At 68.5% G+C, this 24791-nt stretch carries 19 protein-coding genes; 13 read left to right on the top strand and 6 right to left on the bottom strand.

The features are described from left to right. Positions 1-20: 20 nt before the first annotated feature. Positions 21-1142, top strand: coding sequence for an alkaline phosphatase family protein (locus RI211_RS09200; protein ID WP_315637720.1), 1122 nt, complete (start codon positions 21-23; stop codon positions 1140-1142). A gap of 16 nt (positions 1143-1158) precedes the next feature. Here RI211_RS09200 and sepH read toward each other — a convergent pair whose 3' ends face one another. Then, complete coding sequence (gene sepH / locus RI211_RS09195) at positions 1159-2205, bottom strand: septation protein SepH (protein WP_315637721.1); 1047 nt, start codon at positions 2203-2205, stop codon at positions 1159-1161. A 199-nt stretch (positions 2206-2404) separates the two neighbouring features. On the opposite strand from sepH, the gene RI211_RS09190 reads away from it, so the two are divergent. After that, on the top strand, positions 2405-2698 hold the full coding sequence (locus tag RI211_RS09190) for a DUF4193 domain-containing protein (protein WP_060921810.1): 294 nt from the start codon (positions 2405-2407) through the stop codon (positions 2696-2698). A 73-nt stretch (positions 2699-2771) separates the two neighbouring features. Here the strand turns inward: RI211_RS09190 and RI211_RS09185 are convergent, their stop codons facing one another. Beyond that, complete coding sequence (locus RI211_RS09185; protein ID WP_315637722.1) at positions 2772-3236, bottom strand: DUF3093 family protein; 465 nt, start codon at positions 3234-3236, stop codon at positions 2772-2774. A 12-nt stretch (positions 3237-3248) separates the two neighbouring features. On the opposite strand from RI211_RS09185, the gene dut reads away from it, so the two are divergent. The 8 genes from dut (at position 3249) to dxs (ending at position 15125) form a co-directional block, all read left to right on the top strand. After that, positions 3249-3719, top strand: coding sequence for a dUTP diphosphatase (gene dut, locus RI211_RS09180; RefSeq protein ID WP_060921812.1), 471 nt, complete (start codon positions 3249-3251; stop codon positions 3717-3719). After that, on the top strand, positions 3716-4303 hold the full coding sequence (locus RI211_RS09175) for a DUF3710 domain-containing protein (RefSeq protein ID WP_060921813.1): 588 nt from the start codon (positions 3716-3718) through the stop codon (positions 4301-4303). Before dut ends, RI211_RS09175 begins: the two co-directional genes overlap by 4 nt. Next, on the top strand, positions 4300-5034 hold the full coding sequence (locus RI211_RS09170; protein WP_315637723.1) for a DUF3159 domain-containing protein: 735 nt from the start codon (positions 4300-4302) through the stop codon (positions 5032-5034). Before RI211_RS09175 ends, RI211_RS09170 begins: the two co-directional genes overlap by 4 nt. A 108-nt stretch (positions 5035-5142) precedes the next feature. Further along, positions 5143-8028, top strand: coding sequence for an aconitate hydratase (locus tag RI211_RS09165; protein WP_315637724.1), 2886 nt, complete (start codon positions 5143-5145; stop codon positions 8026-8028). A gap of 479 nt (positions 8029-8507) precedes the next feature. Beyond that, positions 8508-11252: a TrlF family AAA-like ATPase gene (locus RI211_RS09160; protein ID WP_315637725.1), complete on the top strand. Its 2745-nt coding sequence runs from the start codon at positions 8508-8510 to the stop codon at positions 11250-11252. A 20-nt stretch (positions 11253-11272) separates the two neighbouring features. Beyond that, positions 11273-11482 (top strand): nucleotide-binding domain-containing protein, encoded by a 210-nt coding sequence (locus RI211_RS17000; RefSeq protein ID WP_396654912.1) that lies wholly within the window; start codon positions 11273-11275, stop codon positions 11480-11482. 301 nt (positions 11483-11783) lie between these two features. Continuing rightward, positions 11784-12476 carry a hypothetical protein gene (locus RI211_RS09155; protein ID WP_315647685.1) on the top strand — a complete coding sequence of 231 codons (693 nt, stop codon included), beginning with the start codon at positions 11784-11786 and terminating at the stop codon, positions 12474-12476. A 708-nt stretch (positions 12477-13184) separates the two neighbouring features. Beyond that, entirely contained in the window at positions 13185-15125 is a 1941-nt protein-coding gene (dxs, locus tag RI211_RS09150) for a 1-deoxy-D-xylulose-5-phosphate synthase (protein ID WP_315637727.1), read from the top strand. Positions 15126-15155: 30 nt separating this feature from the next. On the opposite strand, the gene RI211_RS09145 is transcribed toward dxs, so the two are convergent. Together RI211_RS09145 and RI211_RS09140 are read right to left on the bottom strand one after the other, a co-directional pair. After that, a complete protein-coding gene (locus tag RI211_RS09145) occupies positions 15156-16613 on the bottom strand; it encodes a glycerol-3-phosphate dehydrogenase/oxidase (protein WP_315637728.1) in 1458 nt (485 codons plus the stop codon). After that, positions 16610-17218, bottom strand: a complete 609-nt coding sequence (locus tag RI211_RS09140) for a TetR/AcrR family transcriptional regulator (protein ID WP_315637729.1) — start codon at positions 17216-17218, stop codon at positions 16610-16612. The genes RI211_RS09145 and RI211_RS09140 overlap by 4 nt, the downstream gene beginning before the upstream one ends. A gap of 20 nt (positions 17219-17238) precedes the next feature. On the opposite strand from RI211_RS09140, the gene RI211_RS09135 reads away from it, so the two are divergent. From RI211_RS09135 to RI211_RS09125, 3 genes are read left to right on the top strand one after another with little or no spacing between them, the layout of a single operon-like run. Continuing rightward, entirely contained in the window at positions 17239-18870 is a 1632-nt protein-coding gene (locus RI211_RS09135) for an FAD-binding oxidoreductase (RefSeq protein ID WP_315637730.1), read from the top strand. 1 nt (position 18871) lies between these two features. Beyond that, entirely contained in the window at positions 18872-19786 is a 915-nt protein-coding gene (locus tag RI211_RS09130) for a YegS/Rv2252/BmrU family lipid kinase (protein ID WP_315637731.1), read from the top strand. Beyond that, on the top strand, positions 19776-21440 hold the full coding sequence (locus RI211_RS09125) for a GMC oxidoreductase (protein WP_315637732.1): 1665 nt from the start codon (positions 19776-19778) through the stop codon (positions 21438-21440). The genes RI211_RS09130 and RI211_RS09125 overlap by 11 nt, the downstream gene beginning before the upstream one ends. On the opposite strand, the gene RI211_RS09120 is transcribed toward RI211_RS09125, so the two are convergent. Further along, the gene (locus tag RI211_RS09120; protein ID WP_259954894.1) at positions 21441-23582 is read right to left on the bottom strand and encodes a 3-hydroxyacyl-CoA dehydrogenase NAD-binding domain-containing protein; all 2142 of its coding nucleotides are present in this window, start codon (positions 23580-23582) and stop codon (positions 21441-21443) included. After that, positions 23579-24784 (bottom strand): thiolase family protein, encoded by a 1206-nt coding sequence (locus tag RI211_RS09115; protein ID WP_315637733.1) that lies wholly within the window; start codon positions 24782-24784, stop codon positions 23579-23581. Before RI211_RS09115 ends, RI211_RS09120 begins: the two co-directional genes overlap by 4 nt. Positions 24785-24791: the final 7 nt, after the last annotated feature.

The following is a 24791-nucleotide window of genomic DNA, read 5'->3' as shown; positions in this document are numbered from 1 at the left end:
CCTGTGTCAGACTGGCTCGGATGTCCTTCATGCTACCGTCCGCGCCGCCGGGCGCCCGGAGCGTCGTCGGGGTGGCGGACGACCTGTGCGCCGCTCTCCGCGGCGAATCCGCCACGCTGCCCCGCGCCGACGCGGTGGTGCTGGTCGTGATCGACGGCCTCGGTGCGATCAGCCTCCGCGGGCATGCCGGTCACGCGCGGTCGCTGACCGCGTCGATGACGAAGAAGGACATCGCGCAAACGGTCTTCCCGACGACGACGGCCGCCGCGCTGACGAGCCTCACCACCGGCGTGTGGCCGGGAGAACACGGCCTCGTCGGGTACCGGGTCAGGGACCCGAAACGGGATGTCCTCGTGAACCAGCTCAGCGGGTGGGAGACGGACGGCCTCGACCCGCTCACCTGGCAGGCGGCGCCCACCGTCTTCGAGCGCGCGGCAGTCGCCGGGCGGGAGACCTTCGCGGTCGGACTCGCGACCTACGCGCACAGCGGCTTCACCCGCGCCACGCTGAGGGGGGCGACGTTCGTGCCCGCTGCGACGCCGGAGGAACGCGTCGAGGTCGCGTACACGCTGGCCGAGGAGCATCCGGGATCGCTCGTCTACTGCTACCTCCCCGAGGTCGACAAGGCGGGGCACAAGCACGGTGTCGCCTCTGCCGAGTGGGTGGCGGCGCTGGAGCGGATCGACGACGCGCTGTCGCTTCGCGTCCCCCCGCGGGTCGGCGTGGTCGTGACCTCTGACCACGGCATGGTCGACGTCCCGTTCCACCGGCAGGTGGTGCTCGAGGAGCAGCATCTCGGGGGCATCCGTCATGTCGGTGGGGAACCCCGCATGCTGCACCTCTACCGCGAGCCGGACGCCGATGCGGCGCTGGTGACGACGCGTCTGCGCAGCGATCTCGAGGGCGCGGCCGATGTCGTCACCCGAGAGGAGGCGGTCCGGGCGGGCCTCTTCGGTCCGGTCGTGCGCGATGAGGTCCTCGATCGCATCGGCGACGTGTTGGTCATCGCCACCGGAGTGCGCGCGCTCTACGACGGCACCGCCGAGGACCAGCGCAACCGAGGGATGGTGGGACAGCACGGAGCGCTCACGCCTGACGAGACCCGGGTACCGTTCCTGCGGTTCGGGGCCTTCGCCTCCTGACGGGGCGCCGGAACGATCACTCGTCGGTGCGCGCTCCGAAGACGATCTCGTCCCACGACGGCATCGCGTTGCGGCGCCGTCGGCGTCCGCTGCCCTCGCTGTCGCCCGACCCGGGCTGACGCGGCGCGGGTTCCGGAGCCTCGGGCTCGTCGTCCGGCTCCTCGAGCGCGGCGAACAGGGCGATCGGGTCGGAATCCTCCTGGATCTCCTCGACCTCGTGCTCGATCGGCGACGGCTCCCGCTGTCCGCGTCGACGGCGCAGGGCCTCGAGGAGGTCCGCGGTCTCCGGGCTCGTCGAGGCGGAGTCGGGAGCGCGGTTGATCGCCGCGTCCTGGACCGCCGGCGCCGAACGCTCGGGCTGCGCCGGCTCCTCCGCCTCCGCGGCGGGCGTCGGCACGAGGCGGGGACCGAAGGCACCCGAATCGAAACGGCTGTCGTCCTTGTAGGGCGAGGTGGCACGGTCGGCCTCCACCGCGCGCAGGCGGGGGATGAGTCCCTCCGGGAGCGAACCCTGGCGGGAGAGCTGCGTGGCATCGGCGTTCAGGGGCGAGAGGGCGCTGCGTCGCGGGTCGAAGCTCCAGCGCGCGTCGTGCTCGACGTCGTTGGCGGAGAACTCGAGCTTGATGATCCAGCCGGACTCCTCCTTCCAGCTGGCCCAGCGCTCGGACGATGCGGACACCTCGGCGAGCTTGGCGCGGACCGCAGCTCCGAAGGTGGGCTGCGCGTCCGGCTCGACCTCGCTGCCGATGAGGACGGGCACGGCGAGGGCCTGGCCGATGATGTGCTCGCGCTCGGCGAGGACCGGGCCCTCGAACCGGGCGACGTCGTCGACGCTGATCCCGAGGAGCTCGGCGACCTCCGCGGCGGTGAGACCGGCGCGGATCTGCGCCTGGATATCCCGCGGGCTCGCGGCGAGTTTCTGTGCGGCCGGCTCGGCCTGGCGGGTCGCGCGGCGGATCTCCCGCTGCAGCACCGCGTCGATGGGCAGCGCGAACCGCTCGCCCGCCTCGGTCGCGAGGACGAGCACTCCTGCTTCTGTGCCGACGATGGTGACGTTTTCCATGCGAATGCCCCTCTGATGGGTGTGCGTTCATGGTGTCACGCCGGACGGGCCGGGACAGGGAATACGGCGGGCGTGCCGTGAGTTTGCCCTGTCGCATGGGAGGGCATTTGCGAAACGCCCGCCGGTCATGCAAACTATGGCCGCCGATTACCCGACGGCGCACCCGCCCACTCGCACCATGAAAGTGGAGATTCACCGCATGGCAACCGATTACGACGCTCCCCGAAAGAGTGAAGACGACTCCGAGTCGATCGAAGCCCTCAAGGAGCGTGTGCCGGACAAGCTGTCCGGCACGACCGGAGACGAGGACTCCGATAACCCGTCGAGCTTCGACCTCCCTGGCGCGGACCTCTCCGACCTCGAGCTGGATGTCGTCGTGCTGCCCGCGCAGCAGGACGAGTTCACCTGCATGAGCTGCTTCCTCGTGAAGCACCGCTCGCAGCTCGACCACGAGGGACCCGACGGCCCCATCTGCAAGGAGTGCGCTGCCTGAGCAGCCCTCCGAGCGACGCCCCACGCGCCCCCGACCATCCCGGTCAGGGGCGCGCTGTCGTCTGCGGGGGCGGTCAGTCCCGTGCGGCGCGGATGGCCGCGGCGAGGCGGTCGGGGGTGCGGGTCGAGATCGTCCAGGCCACGACGGGGTCGGCCTCATCGATGTTCGGCACCACGACGACTCCGTCGATGCCGCCGCGGATGAGGTGCCACCCGCGAGCCGGGAGCTCGGGTCCTCTGGCGCTGCGCGCATCCTCGCCGGTCAGTGCCGTCGGCTCGCCGAGATAGCGCACGTCGATGTGGGCGCGTCCGGCTCGGAGGACGCCGTCCTGCACCGACACCACCGGAGCGAGGGCGAGGGCCGCCACCACGAGGAGCGCCGAGACCGCCGCTCCGAGGAGCAGCGCGAAGGTCGAGCCGACCGGCACGAAGATCAGGGACACCATCGGTCCCGCCAGGGCGATCGTGACCAGCAGCCACAGGCTGGGGGCCAGTCGTTCGTGGTAGCGGGGACGTGCGTCCGTTGCGGGGTTCTGCATTAGCCTCATGGGGTGACCGATTCCGTTGATGTCCCCATTATCGCCGCAGTGGTCCCCGGCTATGCGCATCCGGGCGACGCCGGAGCCGATCTCGTCGCCGCCGAGGCCGTGCGGTTGGAGCCGGGGGAGCGGGCTCTCGTGCCCACGGGCGTGCGCATCGCGCTGCCCGACGGCTATGCGGCCTTCGTGGTGCCCCGCAGCGGTCTCGCGGCGAAGCACGGCATCTCGATCGTGAACTCGCCCGGCACCGTCGACGCCGGCTACCGGGGAGAGATCAAGGTGAGCCTGATCAACACGGACATCCACAGCGCGTACGATGTCGCCGTCGGCGATCGCATCGCGCAGCTCATCGTGATGCCCGTCACTCGGGCCCGGTTCCTTCCGGTGGACGAGCTGCCGGACAGCGTTCGCGGCGCCGGCGGGTTCGGATCGACCGGCTATCAGGCACAGACCCCCGAGAACGAAGCAGGACAGGCGAAATGACCGACAGCAACGACACCCCCTCCAAGTCGGCGCCGGAGAACCGCGCCACCGAGGGCCCGTTCGACGACTCCGAGGCGAACCCCGTCCGCCCCTACATCGACCTCGGCGGGATCAAGATCCTGCCGCGCGAGGGCCTGAACCTGCGGCTCGAGGTGGAGGAGCAGAGCAAGCGCATCGTGGCGGTCGGGCTCGACTACGCCGAGTCCTCTCTCCAGGTGCAGCCGTTCGCGGCTCCGCGCAGCGGCGGTCTCTGGGATGAGACGCGGGTCCAGCTGCGCGACCAGGTCAAGGCGCAGGGCGGTCGCGTCGAGGAGCGGGAGGGACCGCTCGGCAAGGAGCTCCTCGCCGAGGTCCCCGCGACGGCCAGCGAGGGCTCCGGCCTGCGTCTCGCGCGCTTCATCGGCATCGACGGTCCCCGTTGGTTCCTGCGCGGCGTGATCGGCGGCGCGGCGGCGTCCGACCCCGAGGCCGCGGCGAAGGTCGAGGACCTGTTCCGCTCGATCGTCGTCGTGCGCGGGGGAGCGCCGATGCCGCCGCGCGACCTCATCCCGCTGAAGATGCCGGCGACGCCGGGCTCCGCGTGACCACGCCGGACCCCGAGGAGCCGCGCACGCAGAGCGCGTCGGAGATCCTCGGAGCAGCCCTCGGCGGTGCGGCGCGCAAGGCTGGGCTCGATCCGTCCGAGAACGCGCAGACGCACAAGGTCGTCTGGTCGGCCATGGGCGGCTGGCGCGGGATCCTGGAGTCGGTGCTGCCGAGCCTCGCGTTCGTGATCCTGTTCACCCTCCGGCCGGAACCCCTGCTGCTGCCCCTCGGAGTGTCCGTCGGTCTGGCCGCCGTGTTCACCGTCGTCCGGCTGGTGCAGAAGTCGCCGCCGTCGGCCGCCCTCGGCGGACTGATCGCCGCCGTGGCCGCCGCCGGTCTCGCGCTTTGGACCGGGCGCGCACAGGACAACTTCGTGCCCGGCTTGATAACGAACGCTGCCTACGGCACTGCGATCCTCGTGTCTGCGCTCATCGGCTGGTCTTTGATCGGTCTTGCCGTCGGATTCCTCATGGGGGAGGGGACGGCATGGCGCGCAGACAGGCGGAAGCGCCGCGCGTTCTTCTGGCTCGCAATTGCTTGGGCCGCCTTGTTTTTCGCCCGTCTCGCGGTGCAGCTCCCGTTGTACCTCGCCGAGCAGACGACGGCGCTCGGAACCCTCAAGCTCGTGATGGGACTGCCGTTGTTCGCGCCGCTGATCGCCGTGACCTGGCTGGTCGTCCGTGCGCTCTATCCCCGCGCGTCGTCGCACGACGACCCCGCGGCGGCGTGATAGATTTATCTCGACATCAAGATAAATCACGGGCTTTCGCCGGTGACCTGCGCGGAGCAAACTGGTTAGGTCCCCCTTGCTAGCCGCGCGGCCGCACCGGCGAGCAAGATGGAGGCGCCTGTCGCTCCCATCCGAATAGAAGGAGACGGATTCGTGTCCACGGTGAACAGCTTCGGTGCCAAGAGCACCCTGACGGTCGGCAGCACCGACTACGAGATCTTCCGCATCGACACGGTGCCCGGTTTCGACAAGCTCCCCTTCAGCCTCAAGGTCCTCCTGGAGAACCTGCTTCGCACCGAGGACGGCGCGAACGTCACGAAGGCGCAGATCGAGGCGCTCGGGTCGTGGGACGCCAACGCGGAGCCCAACACCGAAATCCAGTTCACGCCGGCGCGCGTGGTCATGCAGGACTTCACCGGTGTGCCCTGCATCGTCGACCTCGCCACCATGCGCGAGGCCGTGACGGCGCTCGGGGGAGACCCGAACAAGATCAACCCGCTCTCGCCGGCCGAGATGGTCATCGACCACTCCGTCATCGCCGACCTGTTCGGCACCGAGAACGCGCTCGAGCGCAACGTCGAGATCGAGTACGAGCGCAACGGCGAGCGGTACCAGTTCCTCCGCTGGGGCCAGACCGCGTTCCAGGACTTCAAGGTCGTGCCCCCCGGCACCGGCATCGTCCACCAGGTGAACATCGAGCACCTCGCGAAGGTCATCTACGACCGCACCAACGGCGGCGTCCTCCAGGCCTACCCCGACACCTGCGTCGGCACCGACTCGCACACCACGATGGTCAACGGCCTGGGCGTGCTCGGCTGGGGCGTCGGCGGCATCGAGGCCGAGGCCGCGATGCTCGGCCAGCCCGTGTCGATGCTCATCCCGCGTGTCGTCGGCTTCAAGCTCTCCGGTGAGATCCCCGCCGGTGTGACGGCGACCGACGTCGTGCTCACCATCACCGACATGCTGCGCAAGCACGGCGTCGTCGGCAAGTTCGTCGAGTTCTACGGCGAGGGCGTCGCCTCCGTGCCGCTCGCGAACCGCGCGACGATCGGCAACATGTCGCCCGAATTCGGCTCGACCGCCGCGATCTTCCCGATCGACGACGTCACCCTCGACTACCTGCGTCTCACCGGCCGCAGCGACGAGGCCGTCGCGCTCGTCGAGGCCTACGCCAAGGAGCAGAAGCTCTGGCACGACGCTTCTCACGAGCCCGTCTTCAGCGAGTACATGGAGCTCGACCTCAGCACGGTCGTCCCGTCCATCGCCGGTCCGAAGCGCCCGCAGGACCGCATCCTCCTCTCCGAGGCGAAGACGCAGTTCGAGCAGGACATCCTGAACTACGCCACGGCCTCGACCAGCGACGACATCGTCGACCTCGAGTCCAAGCACTCCTTCCCGGCGTCCGACCCCGGACAGGTCCCGGGGGAGGAGGAGCCGACCACGCGTCCGGTGCACATCAGCAGCGGTGCGCCGGCCAACGTGTCGAACCCCGTGCCGGTCACGACTCCCGAGGGCGAGCAGTACACCCTCGACAACGGCGCCGTCACGCTGGCCGCCATCACGTCGTGCACCAACACGTCCAACCCGTCGGTCATGATCGCCGCCGGTCTCCTCGCCCGCAAGGCGCGGCAGAAGGGCCTCAAGCAGAAGCCATGGGTGAAGACCACGCTCGGCCCCGGGTCGAAGGTCGTCACGGACTACTACGAGAAGTCCGGCCTGGACAAGGACCTCGAGGGCCTCGGCTTCTACACGGTCGGCTACGGCTGCACCATCTGCATCGGAAACTCCGGTCCGCTGATCGAAGAGGTCTCCGAGGCGATCAACTCGCACGACCTCGCCGTGACGGCCGTCCTCTCGGGCAACCGCAACTTCGAGGGCCGCATCAGCCCGGACGTGAAGATGAACTACCTGGCGAGCCCGCCGCTGGTCATCGCGTACGCCCTCGCCGGCTCGATGCACTTCGACTTCGAGACCGACGCGCTCGGCACGGACGCGGAGGGCAACGACGTGTTCCTCAAGGACATCTGGCCCTCGCCGGACGAGGTGCAGGAGATCGTCGACTCGTCGATCTCGCGCGACCAGTTCATCAAGCAGTACGCCACCGTGTTCGACGGTGACGAGCGCTGGCGCAACCTGCCCACGCCGGACGACGACACGTTCCAGTGGGACGAGGACTCGACCTACGTGCGCAAGGCCCCGTACTTCGACGGCATGACGATGGAGCTCACCCCGGTGAAGGACATCGAGGGTGCGCGCGTCATGGCGACGCTCGGCGACTCGGTCACCACCGACCACATCTCGCCCGCCGGAAACATCAAGCCGGGCACCCCCGCGGCCCAGTACCTCACGGAGCACGGCGTCGACCGCAAGGACTTCAACTCCTTCGGCTCGCGTCGCGGCAACCACGAGGTGATGATCCGCGGCACCTTCGCGAACATCCGCCTGAAGAACCTCATGGTCTCGGCCGTGAACGACGGACAGGTCGTCGAGGGCGGTTACACCCGCGACTTCACCCAGCCGGGCGGCCCGCAGTCGTACATCTACGACGCGTGCATGAACTACGCCGAGCAGGGCACCCCGCTCGTCGTGTTCGGCGGCAAGGAGTACGGCTCCGGCTCGTCGCGCGACTGGGCGGCCAAGGGCACGAGCCTCCTGGGCGTCAAGGCCGTGATCACGGAGAGCTTCGAGCGCATCCACCGCTCCAACCTCATCGGCATGGGCGTCGTCCCGCTGCAGTTCCCCGCCGGCGAGAGCTGGGAGTCGCTGGGCCTCGACGGCACCGAGATCGTCTCGATCACGGGGCTCGAGGAGCTCAACAACGGCGTCACCCCGAAGACGGTCAAGGTCACCGCCACCCCGAGCGAGCACTCGCCCGAGGGCAAGCAGCCGGTCGAGTTCGACGCGGTCGTCCGCATCGACACCCCCGGTGAGGCGGACTACTACCGCAACGGCGGCATCCTGCAGTACGTGCTGCGCGGACTTGCCGGTAGTTGAGTTTCGGCTCGTGAAGGAGGCGGCCTGAGACGCGGTAGCACGCTGCTTCGCTAACGGTTCCAGGGTCTCACGTGTGTGCGTCGCCGAACGTAGGTTCGGTGGCGCACACTTGTGTACGCGGCTGGCTCACGACGAGAGCGCCGGGGTCTCCAGCGTCAGAGGGCGACGTCGGGACGCCGAGCGCCAGGCATCTGTGTCTTGAGCAGGGCATCGATTGGAGTCGTCGGCTCGGCGTCGCGCACAGTAGGCTGCGCTACGTAGATCAAACCGCTCGTGAACGGTGGGCCGACGGCCATCGTGCAGCAGTCCCCGGGTACGGCCTTCTGTCACAGCTACGAGCCGGTGCCCGCGTCGCCGAGCCAATTCGAGTCGCATCGACGAGGGAGGATTCACCCTCCCCGTAACCGTCGTTCGGCGATTGTGGCGACAGCGCAGCGTGTGTGCCCCCTCCGAAGACGCCCGACCTGTAGACAGGAGGTATGGCTGAATCTGACGCTGTTGCCCCCGGCGAACACGGACCCCCTGCTCCGCCGACCTCCGCTCCTGGTGCGCGTTGGTGGAGCCTCGACATTCACGCTCACTCGCCGGCGTCATTCGACTACGGGGGCCTGCCCGACACAGCGAGCAAGGGGCCGAAGCCTACATACCGGGAATGGATCCAGGCGTATCTCGATGCTGGCGTAGATGGCATCGTAATCACCGACCACAACACGCACGAGGGTATCGATCAGGCGCGTGAGGCGCTCAGCAAACTCAGGACAGGGGATCCCGATCTTCCGCCGTTCGTGATCTTTCCGGGTGTCGAGCTGACGGTGACGGGCGGGACTCACGTTCTTGCCATCTTCGATCCGGCTTGTCCCGCTGAGATCGTTAATCAGGTGCTTACGCTGTGCAAGTACACCGGAATGAGAGGTGCCAGCAACGAAACCGCAAACATAACGTTGAGCGATGCGGCGGCGATCGTTCACGAGAAGGGCGGTCTTTTCGTCCCCGCGCACGCCGACGGCCCGCACGGTGTGTTCTCCATCGACGAGCGGGACCTGCTCGCGCTCAAGGACAACACGATTATCCACGCCGTCGAGGTCATCGACGACGCCAGCGTCGAGCAGGCCGAGCGCAGGGGCTGGGTCGCCCTTCTCGGATCCGACGCCCACCATCTCAGCGCCGACTCGCACACAGGATCGGGTCCGGCTAAGGCTCCTGGTACGCATGTCACCCTCGTCAAAGCTGAGACGCTTGACCTACATGGCCTCCGACTCGCGATATCGGATGCAACGGAGTCCATACAGCGCTGCGTGACGGGCTATGTGGACCCGAACGGGGTTGACCATGGACACATCGATTCGATCGAGATTTTCCACAGAGGTGCCACGGAGACGTTCCGCTTCGGTCCATGGATGAACTGCCTTATCGGAGGCCGCGGGGTCGGCAAGTCGACGGTCATCGAACTGCTCCGGCTTGCCCTAGGACGCACAGACGAACTGCCGCCTGGTGTTACGCGGGACTTGGCCAGGTTCATGCCTATCGGCGACTCCAACGAGCGGTGGTGGGACGAGCACACCCGGATCACCGTGCAGTACACACGGGACGGGCGGCCGCTCAGAGTCACCTGGCTTGGCTCCGAACCGGGACGCTCAACGATCGAAGTTTGGGATGGTTCCGAGTGGGAAGAGCAAGCGGGGAAAGCGTTCGACCGAACTCCTGTCCGGGTCTTCAGCCAGAAGCAAATCTACGAACTGGCATCACGGACGCAGAGCTTCCTGACCATCCTTGATGACATGCCCGAGATTCGCCGGGCCGAGTGGGATGAGGAGATTGATTCTCTCCACCTCCAGTTCAAAGCGGAGCGGAACAAGCTGCGCCAGCTGTTGGCGGAATCTGAAAAGGCAGACCGGATCCGAGGTGAGCTGGAACAGGTGCAGGGCCGGCTCCGTCACCTCCAGGAACTGCGAGCAAGTGACGAGTACAAGGAACTCGAGACCCTTGAGGACCGGCTCAGGCAGTCAGCTGTGGCAGACGAGCGGGCGACCGAGATCGAGAGCCTCACGACCGACCAAGCACGTACTCTGCGCGAACTGACGACCGATGCCCTGAAGGTGGAAGGCTATGCCGATCGCTCTGCGGAGCTGGAACGCGCCGCTGGATTGCTCGAAGAGGCTTCTGCGTTGCTCGGTAAGTCTCGAACCCAGTGGGAGTCGGGTCAAACCCGCCAGCAGTGGCAGACGCGTGTGTCAGAGCTCAACGCATGGCTGGGCGAGCAGGGCGGCTCATCCCGGGTAGCGCCTGACAAGACGGTCCAGGACCGAGAGCGTGAGACCGAACTGCAGACTGAACTCCGGACGGTCGAAAACTCGGATGAGCGGCGTGCCGCGCAACAAAGCGTGATCGACGGCATCCTCGAAGCCATCGTGGAGAAACGTCGCGAACTCTTCGTGCGTCGGCAGTCGTTCGTCAAGAGCCTCAGCGACTCAGATGGCTCCCTCACGAAGGTCGAGGTCTTCCATCAAGGCGATGTTGGCAGCCTCGGCGGTGCGCTCCGCGAGCTACTGAAGTTCCCCGAGTCATTCGAATCGGCATTCGCGAGGGACGGCTTCGCTTCTTTCCTCAACGGCGAGCCCAAGGACCCGAAGTTCCCGGACCGAGTCGTCGCTTTCAAGACGAAGCTGATCGAGTTGGCTGAAGAAGGTAGCTCCTCCGAGATCGGGGGCGCTGTCCCCGTCGACGCGCGCTTCTACAGCCGACTGGACAGAGCAGACACGTTCGACATTGTCACCGATATCATGCTGTGGTTCCCGGACGACCTGGTCTCAGTCCGGTATCGAACCCAGGAGACAGGCAATTTCATTCCGGTTGATAGGGGATCGCCAGGCCAGAAGACCGCGGCACTGTTGACCGTCATCCTCCAGATGGGTACGGACCCGCTTCTCCTGGATCAGCCTGAGGATGATCTGGAGAACAAGCTGATCCGGCATCTAGCGGTGGAGACGCTAAAGACTATTAAGCGCAAACGCCAGCTCATCGTCTCGACCCATAACGCGAACGTTGTGGTGACTTCTGGGGCAGAGAACGTTGTGGTGGTTCAGCATGGCGATGCAATACCCGGCATCGAGGCGGCGGGAACTCTTCAGCAGGCGGCGGTGAAAGACAACGTCTGCGAGATCCTTGAGGGCGGCGAGGACGCAATCAAGACCCGATATCAGCGATTGGTTGGTTCTCTCGTCTAGCCCGTGTCATCCATTGGAAGGTGCTCGATCCGAGTGGCGAGGCCGAGCGTCGGAACAAGATCCGCGGGCAGATCGCCCAGTCGAACGGCACGAGCGGCGGACACGAGCGCACCGAGCTCCGTGGAGCTCATGAGTGCTACATCGCGCGTGAGGGCATCGTCGTCGCGAGAGGCCTGATCGACGTACCGATTAGCGCGAAGCCAGTCATGGCAGCATCTGTGGGTACGTGAACTCATCTTACGGATTGATCCGATCAGCTGCTACCTGCCCGCTGCCCGCTGCGGAGGAGCAGATCCGCGAGCTGGATCACCTAAGCAGCCTCCACCGCGTCGTCGAACCGAACGGTGCGGCGACCCGCCGGGCTCGTGTAAGCACCGATACCACCGGCGAACAGATCAGCGACAGCCTGTCGTTCGCCACCCTCTGTGTCAGGATCGCGAAGCACACTCCATCGTTCGGGTTGAAGGCCCTCCGCAATGTCCGACCTCGTCACTAGCGTGGGAGCGGCGACAAGATCGAGGGGATATTGGTATGTCAGATGTGCGTGCGGCTGTGTCAAGGCTTGGCGAGGGTGATTCTCGCGAGGCGCAGAATGCTCGAGCTGTGAAATGGCTTCTTGAGCAGCCAGGCGGTTCCGTGGTCGTCGTGACGCCGCGACGAGTTGTGGAGAGCGCGAGCATCAATCGACTGATCTCGCTTCCGAGCGTGCAGCACCACGCTTGGCGCGGGTTCGTAGGCGGCTACTTCGAAGGTCAGCGGGTGCTCTATGCGTGGCCTGATCACAAGCGTCTTAACGAGGTGTGGCGAGTAGAGGCTGATGCGATCGCGGTCATCGAATGGGGCCTCGAAGAGACGGCCGAGTGGATCGAGGACATGAACCCGGTTCAGTTGTATCCTGGCCGGACGATTGAGCCTTCGACGGATCCCGAGCCGACTCTAGAAGCGTTGCCAAACGGAGTAGACGGCATCCTTGAGCACATCGCGTCGATGGCGGCGGGATATTCTTCAGGTCTGAAGTGGAACGAAGAGGACAAGCTCAAGGCTGACATGATGCATCGGCCCGATCGCTGGGCTCCGGTCACCGTCGAGCAGGTTCGCGCGAAGTGCCGTGCACTCGGAATGCGCGGAGAAGACGTCGACACGATCGCCGGTTTCTTGCAGCGACGCAAGGAAGGGCGACGCTTCAATGTCCGGTCGTCATACCGGGATTTTCAGTTCAACTGACTTCCCGCTCGCGTTTGTTTCCGGAGGGAAATGGGCGCAGCGCAATCGCCGGGATGCTGCAGCGTGTGGGCGATGAGCAAGGAAGCATACTGATCATGAATCAAGCACTTGACCAGGCGGAACTCGCGGCGCTCGTGCACGCTGGACACGAGAGATCCTCTAGGTACCTTCGTTGCGAGCATGCATCGGAGGACGACAAGATAGTCGGCTGGCACACCACGCAGGACCACACGCGTGTGACTGGGGGAATCACGGAGGTGAATGCCCTTGGAAGGCGAACGCTGAGACGCTCCCTGGACTCTGAGATGAACCACGACGCTATGGCGCTCGTCAGTCGCTCCTGTCCACCTGCGTTGCTTAAAGAGGAAAGGCAGCACGTTGCCCTCCCCGGACAAACTCCGTGACATGCTGCGTTGACGGCAGTTGCATGGAGCGATTGAGTCCCCTCCTGACCAGGGGTTTCGTCCAGGTAAGCTTGATTTCGAAGTGCCCAAGGGCTCGAACTAACGCATGCGGAGGCATGTCACAGTACGTACTGCGCTCGCTGGTCTGAGACGCATCGACGAAGGGGCTCGTGTCCACCGACACGGGCCCCTTCGGCGTGTCAAGGGCGTCTCGTCCTCGGGGGATTCCCGGCTCCGAGCGGTAGGATCGGGAAGGCGTCCGCACCCGTTCGGACGCTCCGTCGAGGCCTGTGAGGAGGCGCAGATGCCCATTCTTCCGAGCATCTCTGGACCGCGCGATCTTGATCGGCTCTCTCCGGAGCAACTGGAAGAACTCGCCTCGGAGATCCGCGCGTTCCTCGTCGAGAACGTCTCGCAGACGGGCGGTCACCTCGGGCCGAACCTCGGCGTGGTGGAGCTGACGATCGCCCTGCACCGCGTGTTCTCCTCTCCGGACGACCCCTTCATCTTCGACACCGGCCACCAGTCGTACGTCCACAAGATTCTCACCGGTCGCCAGGACTTCTCGAAGCTGCGCGTCCGGGAGGGGCTTGCCGGCTACCCGCAGCGCGCGGAGAGCCCGCACGACGTCGTCGAGTCTTCCCACGCCTCCAGCTCGCTGAGCTGGGCCGATGGCGTGTCGCGGGCGCTCACCGCCACCGGCCGCGCAGACCGTCACGTGGTCGCGGTGGTCGGCGACGGCGCGCTGACCGGCGGTATGACCTGGGAGGCGCTGAACAACATCTCCGACGACAACGACCGCAACCTCGTGATCGTCGTGAACGACAACGGCCGCTCGTACGCGCCGACCATCGGCGGCATGTCGCGCTTCCTCAACCGGGTCCGCACCGCCGCGGCCTACAAGGACCTCCACCACAAGTCCGATCGCCTCTTCCGTGCGTTCGGGCCGGTGGGACGCGCAGTGTTCCGCGGTGTGCGCGGCGGCACGCACGGCTTCCTCTCGCGGTTCACGAACAACGAGGCGCTGTACTCCAACCTCGACATCAAGTACCTCGGCCCGGTCGACGGTCACGATCTGCCGGCGCTGCTGGAGACGCTGGAGCTCGCGAAGTCCTACGGTGCACCGGTCATCGTGCACGCGATCACCGAGAAGGGTCGCGGCTACCAGCCGGCCCGCGACGACGAGGCCGACCAGTTCCATGCGGTCGGGAAGATCGACCCGACGACGGGGGAGACCCTCTCCTCGGGCGGCCGCGGGTGGACGGACGTCTTCTCCGACGCCCTCGTGAAGGTCGGGGAGCGACGCCCGGACGTGATCGCCATCACCGCCGCCATGCTCCGGCCCACCGGTCTCGCCCCCTTCGCGGAGCGCTTCCCCGACCGGGTCTACGACGTCGGCATCGCCGAGCAGCACGCGGTGGCCTCGGCCGCCGGACTCGCCTACGGCGGTCTGCACCCGGTCGTCGCCGTCTACGCCACGTTCATGGGGCGCGCGTTCGATCAGGTGCTCATGGACGTCGCGCTGCACCGCGCCGGCGTCACGTTCGTGCTCGATCGCGCCGGCGTCACCGGCCCGGACGGACCGAGTCACCACGGCATGTGGGATCTCGCGATGCTGCAGATCGTCCCGCACATCCGCATCGCAGCCCCCCGCGACGGCGCGCGGCTGACTGAGGCACTGGACGAAGCGGTCGCCGTGGAGGACGCCCCGACTGTCATCCGCTTCCCGAAGGGCGATGTCTCCGCTGACCTCCCGGCGCTCGAGCGCCTCGAGGACGGCGTGGACGTGCTCGCACGGGGCGAGGGCGAAGACGTCCTCATCGTGGCGATCGGCCCGTTCGCAGCACTGGCCGTCGACGTGGCCGATCGGCTGCGCGCCCAGGGCATCGGCGCCACCGTCATCGACCCGCGCTGGGCGATCCCCGTGCAGCCGTCGGTCGTCGAGCTCGCAGCCCAGCATCGACTGGTGATCACGCTGGAGGACGGCATCCGCGTGGGTGGCATCGGCACGCGGGTGCGGCAGGTGCTCCGCGAGGCGGGCATCGATACGGCTGTCGACGAGTTGGGGCTTCCCGACGAGTTCATCGATCACGCGTCGCGCGACCAGATCCTGGCCGATGCCGGTCTCACCGCCTCCAAGATCGCTCAGGACGTCGTGGCGCAGGTGCTCGGTACGCGCATCCCGAAGGCCCGCCACGCCGGGGAGACCGGAGCGATCGAGCTCCCACTCCACGAGCGCCACTGACGGACGTTCCCTGGAGCGGGCTTCCGTCGGTCAGGGGATGTCGGCGAGGGTCTCGGCGACGATCCGTTCCACGGTCGGGAGAGCTCTGGCGCGTTCGTCGGGGACCAGCCCGATCCGAGTGCGACGATCGAGCACATCGGCCGCGGTGAGAGCGCCCTGCGACCGGACAGCGTGCTCGACGACCGGTCGGGAGAGGGCGATGCCGTCCGCAACGGCGTCCTGCGAGCCGTTGTCCGGGGCGGGATCGTCGATCAGCCGCAGGGTCGCGGTGCCGCTGGGCCCGACCCGAAGGCCGCGCTGTCGCACCGCCAGATCCACCGCGTCCTCCGCCATGCGTCGGTAGGTCGTGAGCTTGCCGCCGAGCACGGAGACGACCCCGGACTCGGAGGTGCGGACGAGATGCCGGCGGGAGACGTCCGCCGTCTCGGCCGCTCCGGTGTCGACCAGTGGGCGGAGTCCGGCGAACGCCCCGCGGACGCGGTCCCGCTGCAGTGGCACTGCCAGCAGACGGTTCAGGGTCTCCAAGAGGAACGCGATCTCCCCTTCCGTGGGTTCCGCCACTGCAGGGATCGGTCCCGGCGCGTCGACATCGGTGAGCCCGACGATGATGCGGCCGCCACGCTGCGGCAGGGCGAACACGTAGCGGCTGATGGAGCCTTCGAGCGGGATGGTGAGCGCAGCGGTCGGATGCCCGAGGTCGGCGGCGTCGAGGACGATGTGGGTGCCGCGGCTCGGGCGCAGCGTGAGGCCGTCGTCCAGAGTCGCCGCCCAGACTCCGGTGGCGTTGACGACCGCCCGTGCACGGATCTCGATGCGTTCCCCGGTGAGCATGTCCGTCGTCGTGGCCCCGTCGGCATGCAGCCGCTCGGCGCGCACCCTGGTCAGGATCCGCGCGCCGAGACCGGCCGCCGTCCGGGCGACGGCCACGACGAGGGCGGCGTCATCGGACAGCTGGCCGTCATACGTGAGCATGCCGCCGCGGAGTCCCCAGGGGTTGAGCGCGGGGAACAGGCGCAGCGCCCTCGCCGTCCCGACGGCGTGCGGTCCCGGCAGCACCTTCCCGCTCGTGCGCGCTTGCAGGCGGAGGAGGTCGCCCATGGCCATCCCCGCCGCTCCGGCCCCGCGCTGGCGGCCGCTGACGCCGGGCGCGAAAGGGAGAAGCTGCCCGAGCGGACGGATGAGGTGGGGCGCGATCACCGTCATCAGCCGATGCCGTTCGCGTGCGCTCTCGCGTGCTGTCGCCACGTCCCCCGTGGCGAGATACCGCAGCCCGCCGTGGACGAGTTTGGAGCTGAACCGGCTCGTCCCGAACGCGAGATCCTCCGCCTCGATCAGGGTCACGCGGAGTCCGCGCGATGCGGCGTCCAGGGCCACGCCCGTTCCGGTGATCCCTCCGCCGACGACGAGGAGGTCGCAGATGTCATCGGCCGCGGCGTCGAGTTCGCGCCGACGGCGGCCCGCGTGGAGGGCGGTCGAGGCAGGGGTCATGGCCGCAGGTGACCGTCCAGCGCGGCGCGGAGCTCACGCTCCCAGGCCCGCTCGTCGATGAGGTCGGCCACCGTCGCGTGCGACAGCACAGCGGACTGGGCGATCAGGAGCAGCATGACGGCGATCTCGCCGGGGGCGCCCCCGCGCACCGATCCGTCGGCCTGGCCGGCTGCGATAGCGTCGGACAGCCACCGCAGGATGAGCCGCTGGCTGGAGCCCACGCGGTGCAGCGTGTAGCGGGTGAACGCTTCGGGCTCCTCGTCGAGGAGATGGGCGTACACCGGGTCGGCGCGGAACAGCGAGGTGAACCGCAGCACGTCCTCGACGAGAGCGTCTCGCGAGTTGGCTCGCTCGGGGAACCCGTCGAGGAGGTCGGCGACCCGCCGCAGGAGCGCGGAACGGACGACGTCGTCGGCATCCCGCCACGTCCGGTAGATGGTGGGCCGGCTGAGGCCGGAACGCCGTGCGAGGGCGGCGATCGTCACCCCGTGCACGCCGCCGCGGACGAGCAGGTCATCGGCCGCGTCGAGCACGCGCCGCTGCGTGGCGTCCCACGCCGGGGCGAGGGAGTTGGAGGGAAGAGTGGGAGATTGACGTTCTTCCATGATGTGTCACACTGTAACGCATGGAGCAGCGGAACGGCAGCGGAGCCGACAGACCCGAGATGCGCTGGAACGGGTGGGGCGACCCGAGTCGGGCGAAGGATCTCCCGCTCGCCGTCCGCGGGCTGCTGCCGTTGCTGCTGGGCCGCGTGCGGCGCCCTCCGCAGCCGCCCGCGCTGGAGGACGTGCGCATCCGGCCGTCCCGGCTGACGGCGGACGATGTCGCTGCACTCGAAGATTCCGTGGGCGCCGATGCGGTCGACGTCTCGACCGCGGGACGGCTCCGGCATGCGGGAGGACGTTCCACGCCCGATCTCCTGCGTCGACGGGCTCTCGAGCAGGATGCGCCCGATGCCGTCGTGTCTCCTGCGGACCATGACGCCGTCCGTGCGTGTCTCGCTCTGGCGGGGGAGCGGGGGCTCGCCGTGATCCCCTTCGGCGGGGGAACGAGCGTCGTGGGGGCGCTGGACCCGGAGCCCGGCCCGCATCGCGCCGTGCTCAGCCTGGATCTGCGCCGGCTCTCCGGCCTGCTCCACCTCGACACGCTCAGCGGCGAGGCGACCCTTGCGGCGGGGACGACCGGACCCGATGCCGAAGCGCAGCTCTCCGCACACGGCTTGGAGTTGGGCCACTTCCCGCAGAGCTTCCGTTACGCCACGATCGGAGGGTTCGCGGCTGCACGGTCGTCCGGACAGAACTCCGCGGGCAACGGGCGGTTCGAGGCGATGGTGACGGGGATCCGGGTCGCGACACCGACGGGAGACCTCGACCTCGGACGCGCGCCGGGGTCGGCGGCCGGCCCCGATCTTCTCCGCCTCTTCCTCGGCTCCGAGGGGATCTTCGGCGTCATCACCGAGGTCCGGGTCCGCGTGCACCCGGTGCCGACGGTGCGGATCTTCGAGTCGTGGACCTTCCCCGACTTCGCCGGCGGTGCCGATGCGCTCCGCCGCGTCGTGCAGCAGGGGGCAGGTCCCACGGTCATCCGTCTCTCCGACGAGGCCGAGACCGCCGTGAGCCTCGCCCAGGTCGGCCGGATCGGGAAGGCCCTCGCGAAGGGGGCGAGCGTCGTGACGGTGTTCGAGGGCGACGAGGCCGCGGCGCGCCGGGACCGGACCGCGGCGATCCTCGCCGCGGCGGGCGGTCGCTCTGCGGGCACCGGCGATGCGGAGGAGTGGGCGGCGGGACGATTCGACGGACCCTACCTGCGCGATGCGCTGCTCGACGCCGGGGTGTTCTGCGAGACGCTGGAGACGGCGACGACCTGGTCGAACCTCCGCACTCTGAAGGAGGCCGTCGAGGGGGCGCTGCGGGACGGTTTCGACGCGGTCGACGCGCGTTCGTACGTCATGTGCCACGTCTCGCACGTGTATCCGACGGGCGCCTCCCTCTACTTCACGGTGCTCGCCGGACTGCGACGCGAACCGTTGGGCGCGTGGGCCGAGGTGAAGGGCGTGGTAAACGACGCGATCCTCGCGAACGGCGGGACGATCAGCCATCATCACGCCGTGGGTCGCGATCACGCCCCCTGGCTCGCGCAGGAGATCGGTGAGACCGGCGTGCGGATCCTCACCGCCGTCAAGCGGGAGCTGGACCCTCGCGGCATCATGAATCCAGGTGCCGTGCTCGTCGATGTCCCGACGAGGGCGACCGTCTGAGATGGGGCACATCGCGGTGCTGTCTAATCCGCTCTCCGGCAAGGGCCGCGGGCAGCGGGTCACCGAGGAGGCGCTCGATCACCTGCGACAGCGGGGCGCGGATGTCCGTGTCTACGCCGGAGGGTCGCCCGCGGAGACGAGGCGGCTCGCGATGCTCGCGCTGGACGCGGCACCGGACGGGCTCGTCCTGGTGGGCGGTGACGGCACCCTCTCGGGCATCCTCGACGTGGTGTGCGCCGCAGGCGTCCCGGTCACGGTGGTCCCCGCCGGCACCGGGAACGACCTGGCGCGAGCGCTCGGGCTGCCGCGCACGGACGTGGCGGCGGCTGTCGAGCTCGCCCTGACCGGTCTGCCCCGCCCCATCGACATCGGCGAGGTGCGGACGTCGACGGGCACGTCGCTGTTCCTCACCGTGGCGGCGCTGGGGTTCGACGCCCGCGTGAGCGATCGCACCAATCGCCTCCGCTGGCCGTCCGGCGCACTGCGGTACTACTTCGCGCTGCTCATCGAGCTCGTCCGGCTGCGTCCGCTCGACTTCACGATCCGCGCCGATGACGGCCCGGTGATCCCCGCCCGCGGCACTCTGGTGGCGGTCGGGAACACGGCCAGCTACGGCGGGGGGATGCCCGTCTGCGTGGGCGCCGTTCCGGATGACGGCACCCTCGACGTCGTCGCCGTGGGGCCCCTGGGCCGCCTCCGCCTGGTGCGCCTGTTCCCCGTGCTCCTGCGCGGGACGCATCTCGCGCGCCCGGAGGTGCACCACCTCCGGGCGCGCACGGTCACCGTCGCCGCGCCCGGTCTCGTGGCCTACGCGGACGGCGAGCGCGTGGGGGAGGAGACCTGCACGATCTCGGTCCGCGCGGCGGCGCTGACCGTCATGACCGACGCGGAGAGGGGGGACGCACATGTTCGATGAGGACGTCGTGATCGTCGGGTCGGGGTTCGGCGGCTCCGTCGCCGCCCTCCGGCTCACCGAGAAGGGCTACCGCGTCCGCGTGTTCGAGGCCGGGCGACGATTCGCCGACGAGGACTTCGCGAAGACGAGCTGGGACGTGCGTCGCTATCTCTGGGCCCCGGCGCTCCGGTGCTTCGGAGTGCAACGCATCCATCGGCTTCCGCACGTGATGATCCTCGCCGGCGCGGGCGTCGGCGGCGGGTCGCTCAACTACGCGAACACGCTGTACGAGCCGGGCGCGGCGTTCTTCGCCGACCCGCAGTGGTCGTCGATCCGGGACTGGAGCGCGGCTCTGGCCCCGCACTACGCCACGGCCAAGCGCATGCTCGGCGTGGTGGAGCACTATCCTCACGACGGACCCGTCGAGCGGATCATGGCCGGTGCCGCCGAGGACCTCGGGGTGGGCGCCACCTTCCGCCGGGCACCCGTCGGCGTGTGGTTCGGCGTACCCGGTGAGCGAGTCGCTGACCCGTTCTTCGGCGGTGAGGGCCCCGAGCGCACGGGCTGTACGCTCTGCGGCAACTGCATGGTCGGCTGCCGCGTCGGTGCCAAGAACACCCTGATGAAGAACTACCTCGCCCTCGCCGAGCGCCGCGGAGCGGTCATCGAGCCGCTGCGTACCGTGACCGAGGTGCGGGAGCTCCCGAACGGTGGATTCTCCGTCACGACGCGCCGCAGCGGCGCCTGGTTCCGACGACGTCCTCAGACCGTCACGGCACGGGAGGTCGTCCTGGCGGCGGGCACCTGGGGCACCCAGCAGCTCCTCCATCGGATGAAGGCCGCCGGCGCGCTGCCGCACGTCTCCGACGCCGTGGGCCGGCTCACCCGCACCAACTCGGAGGCCTTGGATGGCGCCGTCGCCGTCCGGGTGCCCGAGCGGGTGGACCTGGCGCGGGGCGTGGCGATCACCACATCGTTCCACGTGGATGACCGCACCCACGTCGAGAACGTCCGCTACGGTCCGGGGTCGAACTTCATGGGCGCTCTCGCCACCGTGCTGGTCCCGGGCGACCGCGTGCTTCCGGGCCGCCTGGTCGCGCTCGTGGGCCAGGTGCTGCGCCGCCCCGCCCGGGCCCTGCGCCTCGCGTCCCTCCGGCGGTGGAGCGAGCGCGGGATCATCGCACTCGTCATGCAGACCGCCGACAACTCGCTCACGCTGTCGCTGCGGCGCCGCTTCGGACGGACGAGACTGACGAGCGCGCAGGGTCACGGCGCGCCGAACCCCAGCCACCTCCCCGAGGCGCATCGCGCGGCCCGTGCCATCGCCGCGCGTCTGGAGCGCGAGGGCGAGGTTCCCGCCGAGGCGCGCGGTTCGTGGCCGGAGGTCTTCGGGATCCCGCTCACGGCACACTTCCTCGGCGGAGCCGTGATCTCCGGATCACCGGAGGAGGGTGTCGTGGACGAGTACCAGCGCGTCTGGGGACACCCGGGGTTGCACGTCGTCGACGGGGCCGCTGTACCCGCCAATCCGGGCGTGAACCCGTCCCTGACCATCACCGCGCTCGCGGAGCATGCCCTGTCGCACTGGCCGCGCCGCGGCGAGCCGGATGCCCGTCCGGCACCGGGGACGACGCAGGGGGCCACGCCTACGGCGCGACCCCCTGCGGAGACGTGATCAGCGGCTTTCGATGCCGCGGATCTGCGGGGTGTGGAAGGAACCGCCGAACGCGCGCTCGGACGCCCCCTCGCGATCGAGATACGGCGAGGCCCCACCGTCGATGAACGGCCAGCCTGCCCCGAGGATGAGGCACAGGTCGATGTCCTCGACCTCCGGGACCACGCCCTCGTCGAGCATCAGCTTGATCTCGGTCGCGAGCCCGTCCTGCACGCGCTGCAGGATCGTGGCCGCCGATGCCGGGCTCTTGCCGACGGCGGGCGCCAGGACCTTCTCGGCCTGCTTCGTCCAGCCGACCACACGGCCGCCCTTGTCCTTCTCGACGACCTGGTCGAGCTCGGCGAGGGCGTGGAAGTTCTCGTTGGCGTAGAACCGGTCGGGGAATGCGCGCACCATCGTGTCCTGCACGTGCGCGGCCACCTTCCAGCCGACGAGGTCGATGAGCTGGAAGGGCCCCATTGGCAGGCCGAGCGGCGCGAACGCCTTCTCGACGTCGGCGATCGGAGTGCCCTCGTAGACGGCGCGCGCCGCCTCGCCCATGACCTTCGCGAGCAGGCGGTTCACCACGAAGCCCGGGGCGTCGGCGGTGAGCACCGCGTTCTTGCCCAGGTTCTTGGCGACGACGAATGCGGTGGACAGTGCGGTGTCCGCGGTCGTCGGCGTCTTCACGATCTCGATCAGCGGCATGACCGCGACCGGGTTGAAGAAGTGGAAGCCGACGAGCCGTTCGGGGTGGGCGAGCTTCGCGCCGATCTCCTCGACCGACAGCGACGAGGTGTTCGTGGCGAGCACCGCGTCCTCCGCGATGATCTTCTCGATCTCACCGAAGACCTGCTGCTTGACGCCGACCTCCTCGAAGACCGCCTCGATCACGAAGTCGCAGTCCGCGTAGAGAGCCTTGTCGGTGGTGCCCGTGACGAGCCCACGCAGCTTGTTCGCGGTGTCCGCGTCCACGCGGCCCTTGGCCTCCAGCTTGCCGATCTCCTCGTGGATGTAGGCGACGCCCTTGTCCACGCGTGCCTGGTCCAGGTCGGTGATCAGCACCGGCACCTGGAGCTTGCGCACGAACAGCAGCGCGAACTGGCTGGCCATGAGACCCGCGCCGATGATGCCGACCTTGGTGACCTTCTTCGCGAGCTGCTTGTCCGGTGCGCCGACCGGACGCTTCGCACGCTTCTGCACGAGGTCGAAGGCGTACATCGACGCGGCGAACTGGTCCCCGGTCACCAGTTCCGCCAGCGCCTCGTCCTCGCGGGCGAAACCCTCCGCCTTGGTGCCGCTCTTCGCCTTGTCGAGCAGCTCGAGAGCCGCGTAGGGCGACTTCGGCACGGTGCCGATCTTGGACTCCAGCATGCCGCGCGCCATCTTGATGGCGATCGGCCACTTGGTGAGCCGCTCGATCTTGCCCGGCTCGTTCTTGCGCACGACCTTCTTGCCGCCGAGGACCGCGTCGGCCCACGCGAGCGAGTTCTCGAGGTAGTTCGCGGCGGGGAAGATGGCGTCGAAGATGCCGAGGTCGAAGGCCTGCTGCGGCTTCAGCATGCGGTTCTGCTTGAGCGGGTTGGAGATGACCACCTCGAGGGCGTTCTCGATGCCGATGAGGTTCGGCAGCAGGTACGCCCCGCCCCAGCCGGGGATGATGCCGAGGAAGACCTCGGGGAGCGCCACGGCCGCCGCCGATGCGTCGACCGTGCGGTACGTGGAGTTCAGCGCGATCTCCAGGCCACCGCCCAGTGCGAGTCCGTTCACGAACGCGAACGACGGCACGCCGAGCTCGCTCAGCTTCCCGAGCACCTTGTGGCCGAGCTGGGCGATCAGACGCGCGTTGTCCCGCGAGCCGACCTTGCTGATGTCCGAGAGGTCGGCACCGGCGGCCATGATGTACTGCTTGCCGGTGATGCCGACCGCCTGGATCTCGCCGGCCGCCGCGCGGCTCTTCAGGCCGTCGAGTGTCGCGCCGAGTTCGGTGAGGGTGGCCGGACCGAGGGTGTTCGGGCGGGTGTGGTCCCGACCGTTGTCCAGCGTGATCAGGGCGAGGACCTTGCCCGACGCGAGGCGGATGTCACGCACGGGGGAGTGCGTGATGACCTCTCCCTCGGTGAGCGCCTGGATGGGCGAGAAGTCGACGTCGTCGTAGCTCACTTCTTCTTCTTTCCGTCGTAGTGCGGGTTCTCCCAGATGACGGATCCGCCCTGGCCGAGACCGACGCACATCGCCGTCAGGCCGTAGCGCACGTCGGGGCGCTCGGCGAACTGCGCCGCGAGCTGGATCATGAGGCGGACGCCGGATGCGGCCAGCGGGTGGCCCACGGCGATCGCGCCGCCCCACGGGTTCACGCGGGGGTCTTCGTCGTCGATGCCGAAGTGGTCGAGCAGGGAGATGACCTGGATGGCGAACGCCTCGTTGAGCTCGAAGAGTCCGATGTCGGAGATGTCGAGACCGGCCTTCTTGAGCGCCTTCTCGGTCGACGGGATCGGGCCGATGCCCATGATCTCGGGCTGCACGCCGGCGAAGGCGAACGAGACCATGCGCATCTTGGGCGCGAGTCCGAGCTCCTTGACGGCGCCGCCGCCGGCGAGCAGCGACATCGTCGCGCCGTCGGTGAGCGGCGAGGACGTCCCTGCGGTCACGCGACCGTGCGGACGGAACGGCGTCTTGAGGCCGGCGAGGTCCTCCATCGTGGTCTGCGGACGGCGGCCCTCGTCCTCGGTGGCCAGACCCCAGGCGCCGTCGGCGCCCTTGATCGCGACCGACACGAGGTCCGGCTGGATCTTGCCGGCGTCGTAGGCGGCCTGCACTTTCTGCTGGCTGCGCATTCCGTAGCGGTCGGAGCGCTCCTTGGTGAGGTGCGGGAAGCGGTCGAAGATGCGCTCCGCGGTGACGCCCATGTTGAGAGCGCCCGGGTCGACCATCTTCTCCGCCACGAAGCGCGGGTTGGGGTCGGCGTTCGCGCCGATCGGGTGGTGGCCCATGTGCTCGACGCCGCCCGCGAGGGCGAGGTCGTACATGCCCACGCCGATCGAAGCGCCCATGGTGGTCACGCTCGTCATCGCGCCGGCGCACATGCGCTCGACCGCGAGTCCGGGGACGGTCTGAGGCAGTCCGGCGAGGATCGCCACCGACCGTCCGAGGGTGAGCCCCTGGTCGCCGGTCTGGCTCGTCGCGGCGATCGCGACATCGTCGATGCGGTCCGCCGGCACGGCCGCGTTGCGCTCCATCAGGCCGATGGTCGCCTTGACGGCGAGGTCATCCGCGCGGGTGTTCCAGTACATGCCCTTTTCGCCGGCGCGCCCGAAGGGGGTGCGCACTCCATCGACGAAGAAGACGTCCGAGATCTCGGCCACTCTGCCT

It is taken from the genome of Microbacterium meiriae, from assembly GCF_032364335.1.
GTDB lineage: Bacteria > Actinomycetota > Actinomycetes > Actinomycetales > Microbacteriaceae > Microbacterium > Microbacterium meiriae.
This window is presented reverse-complemented; position numbering and strand designations above follow the sequence as displayed.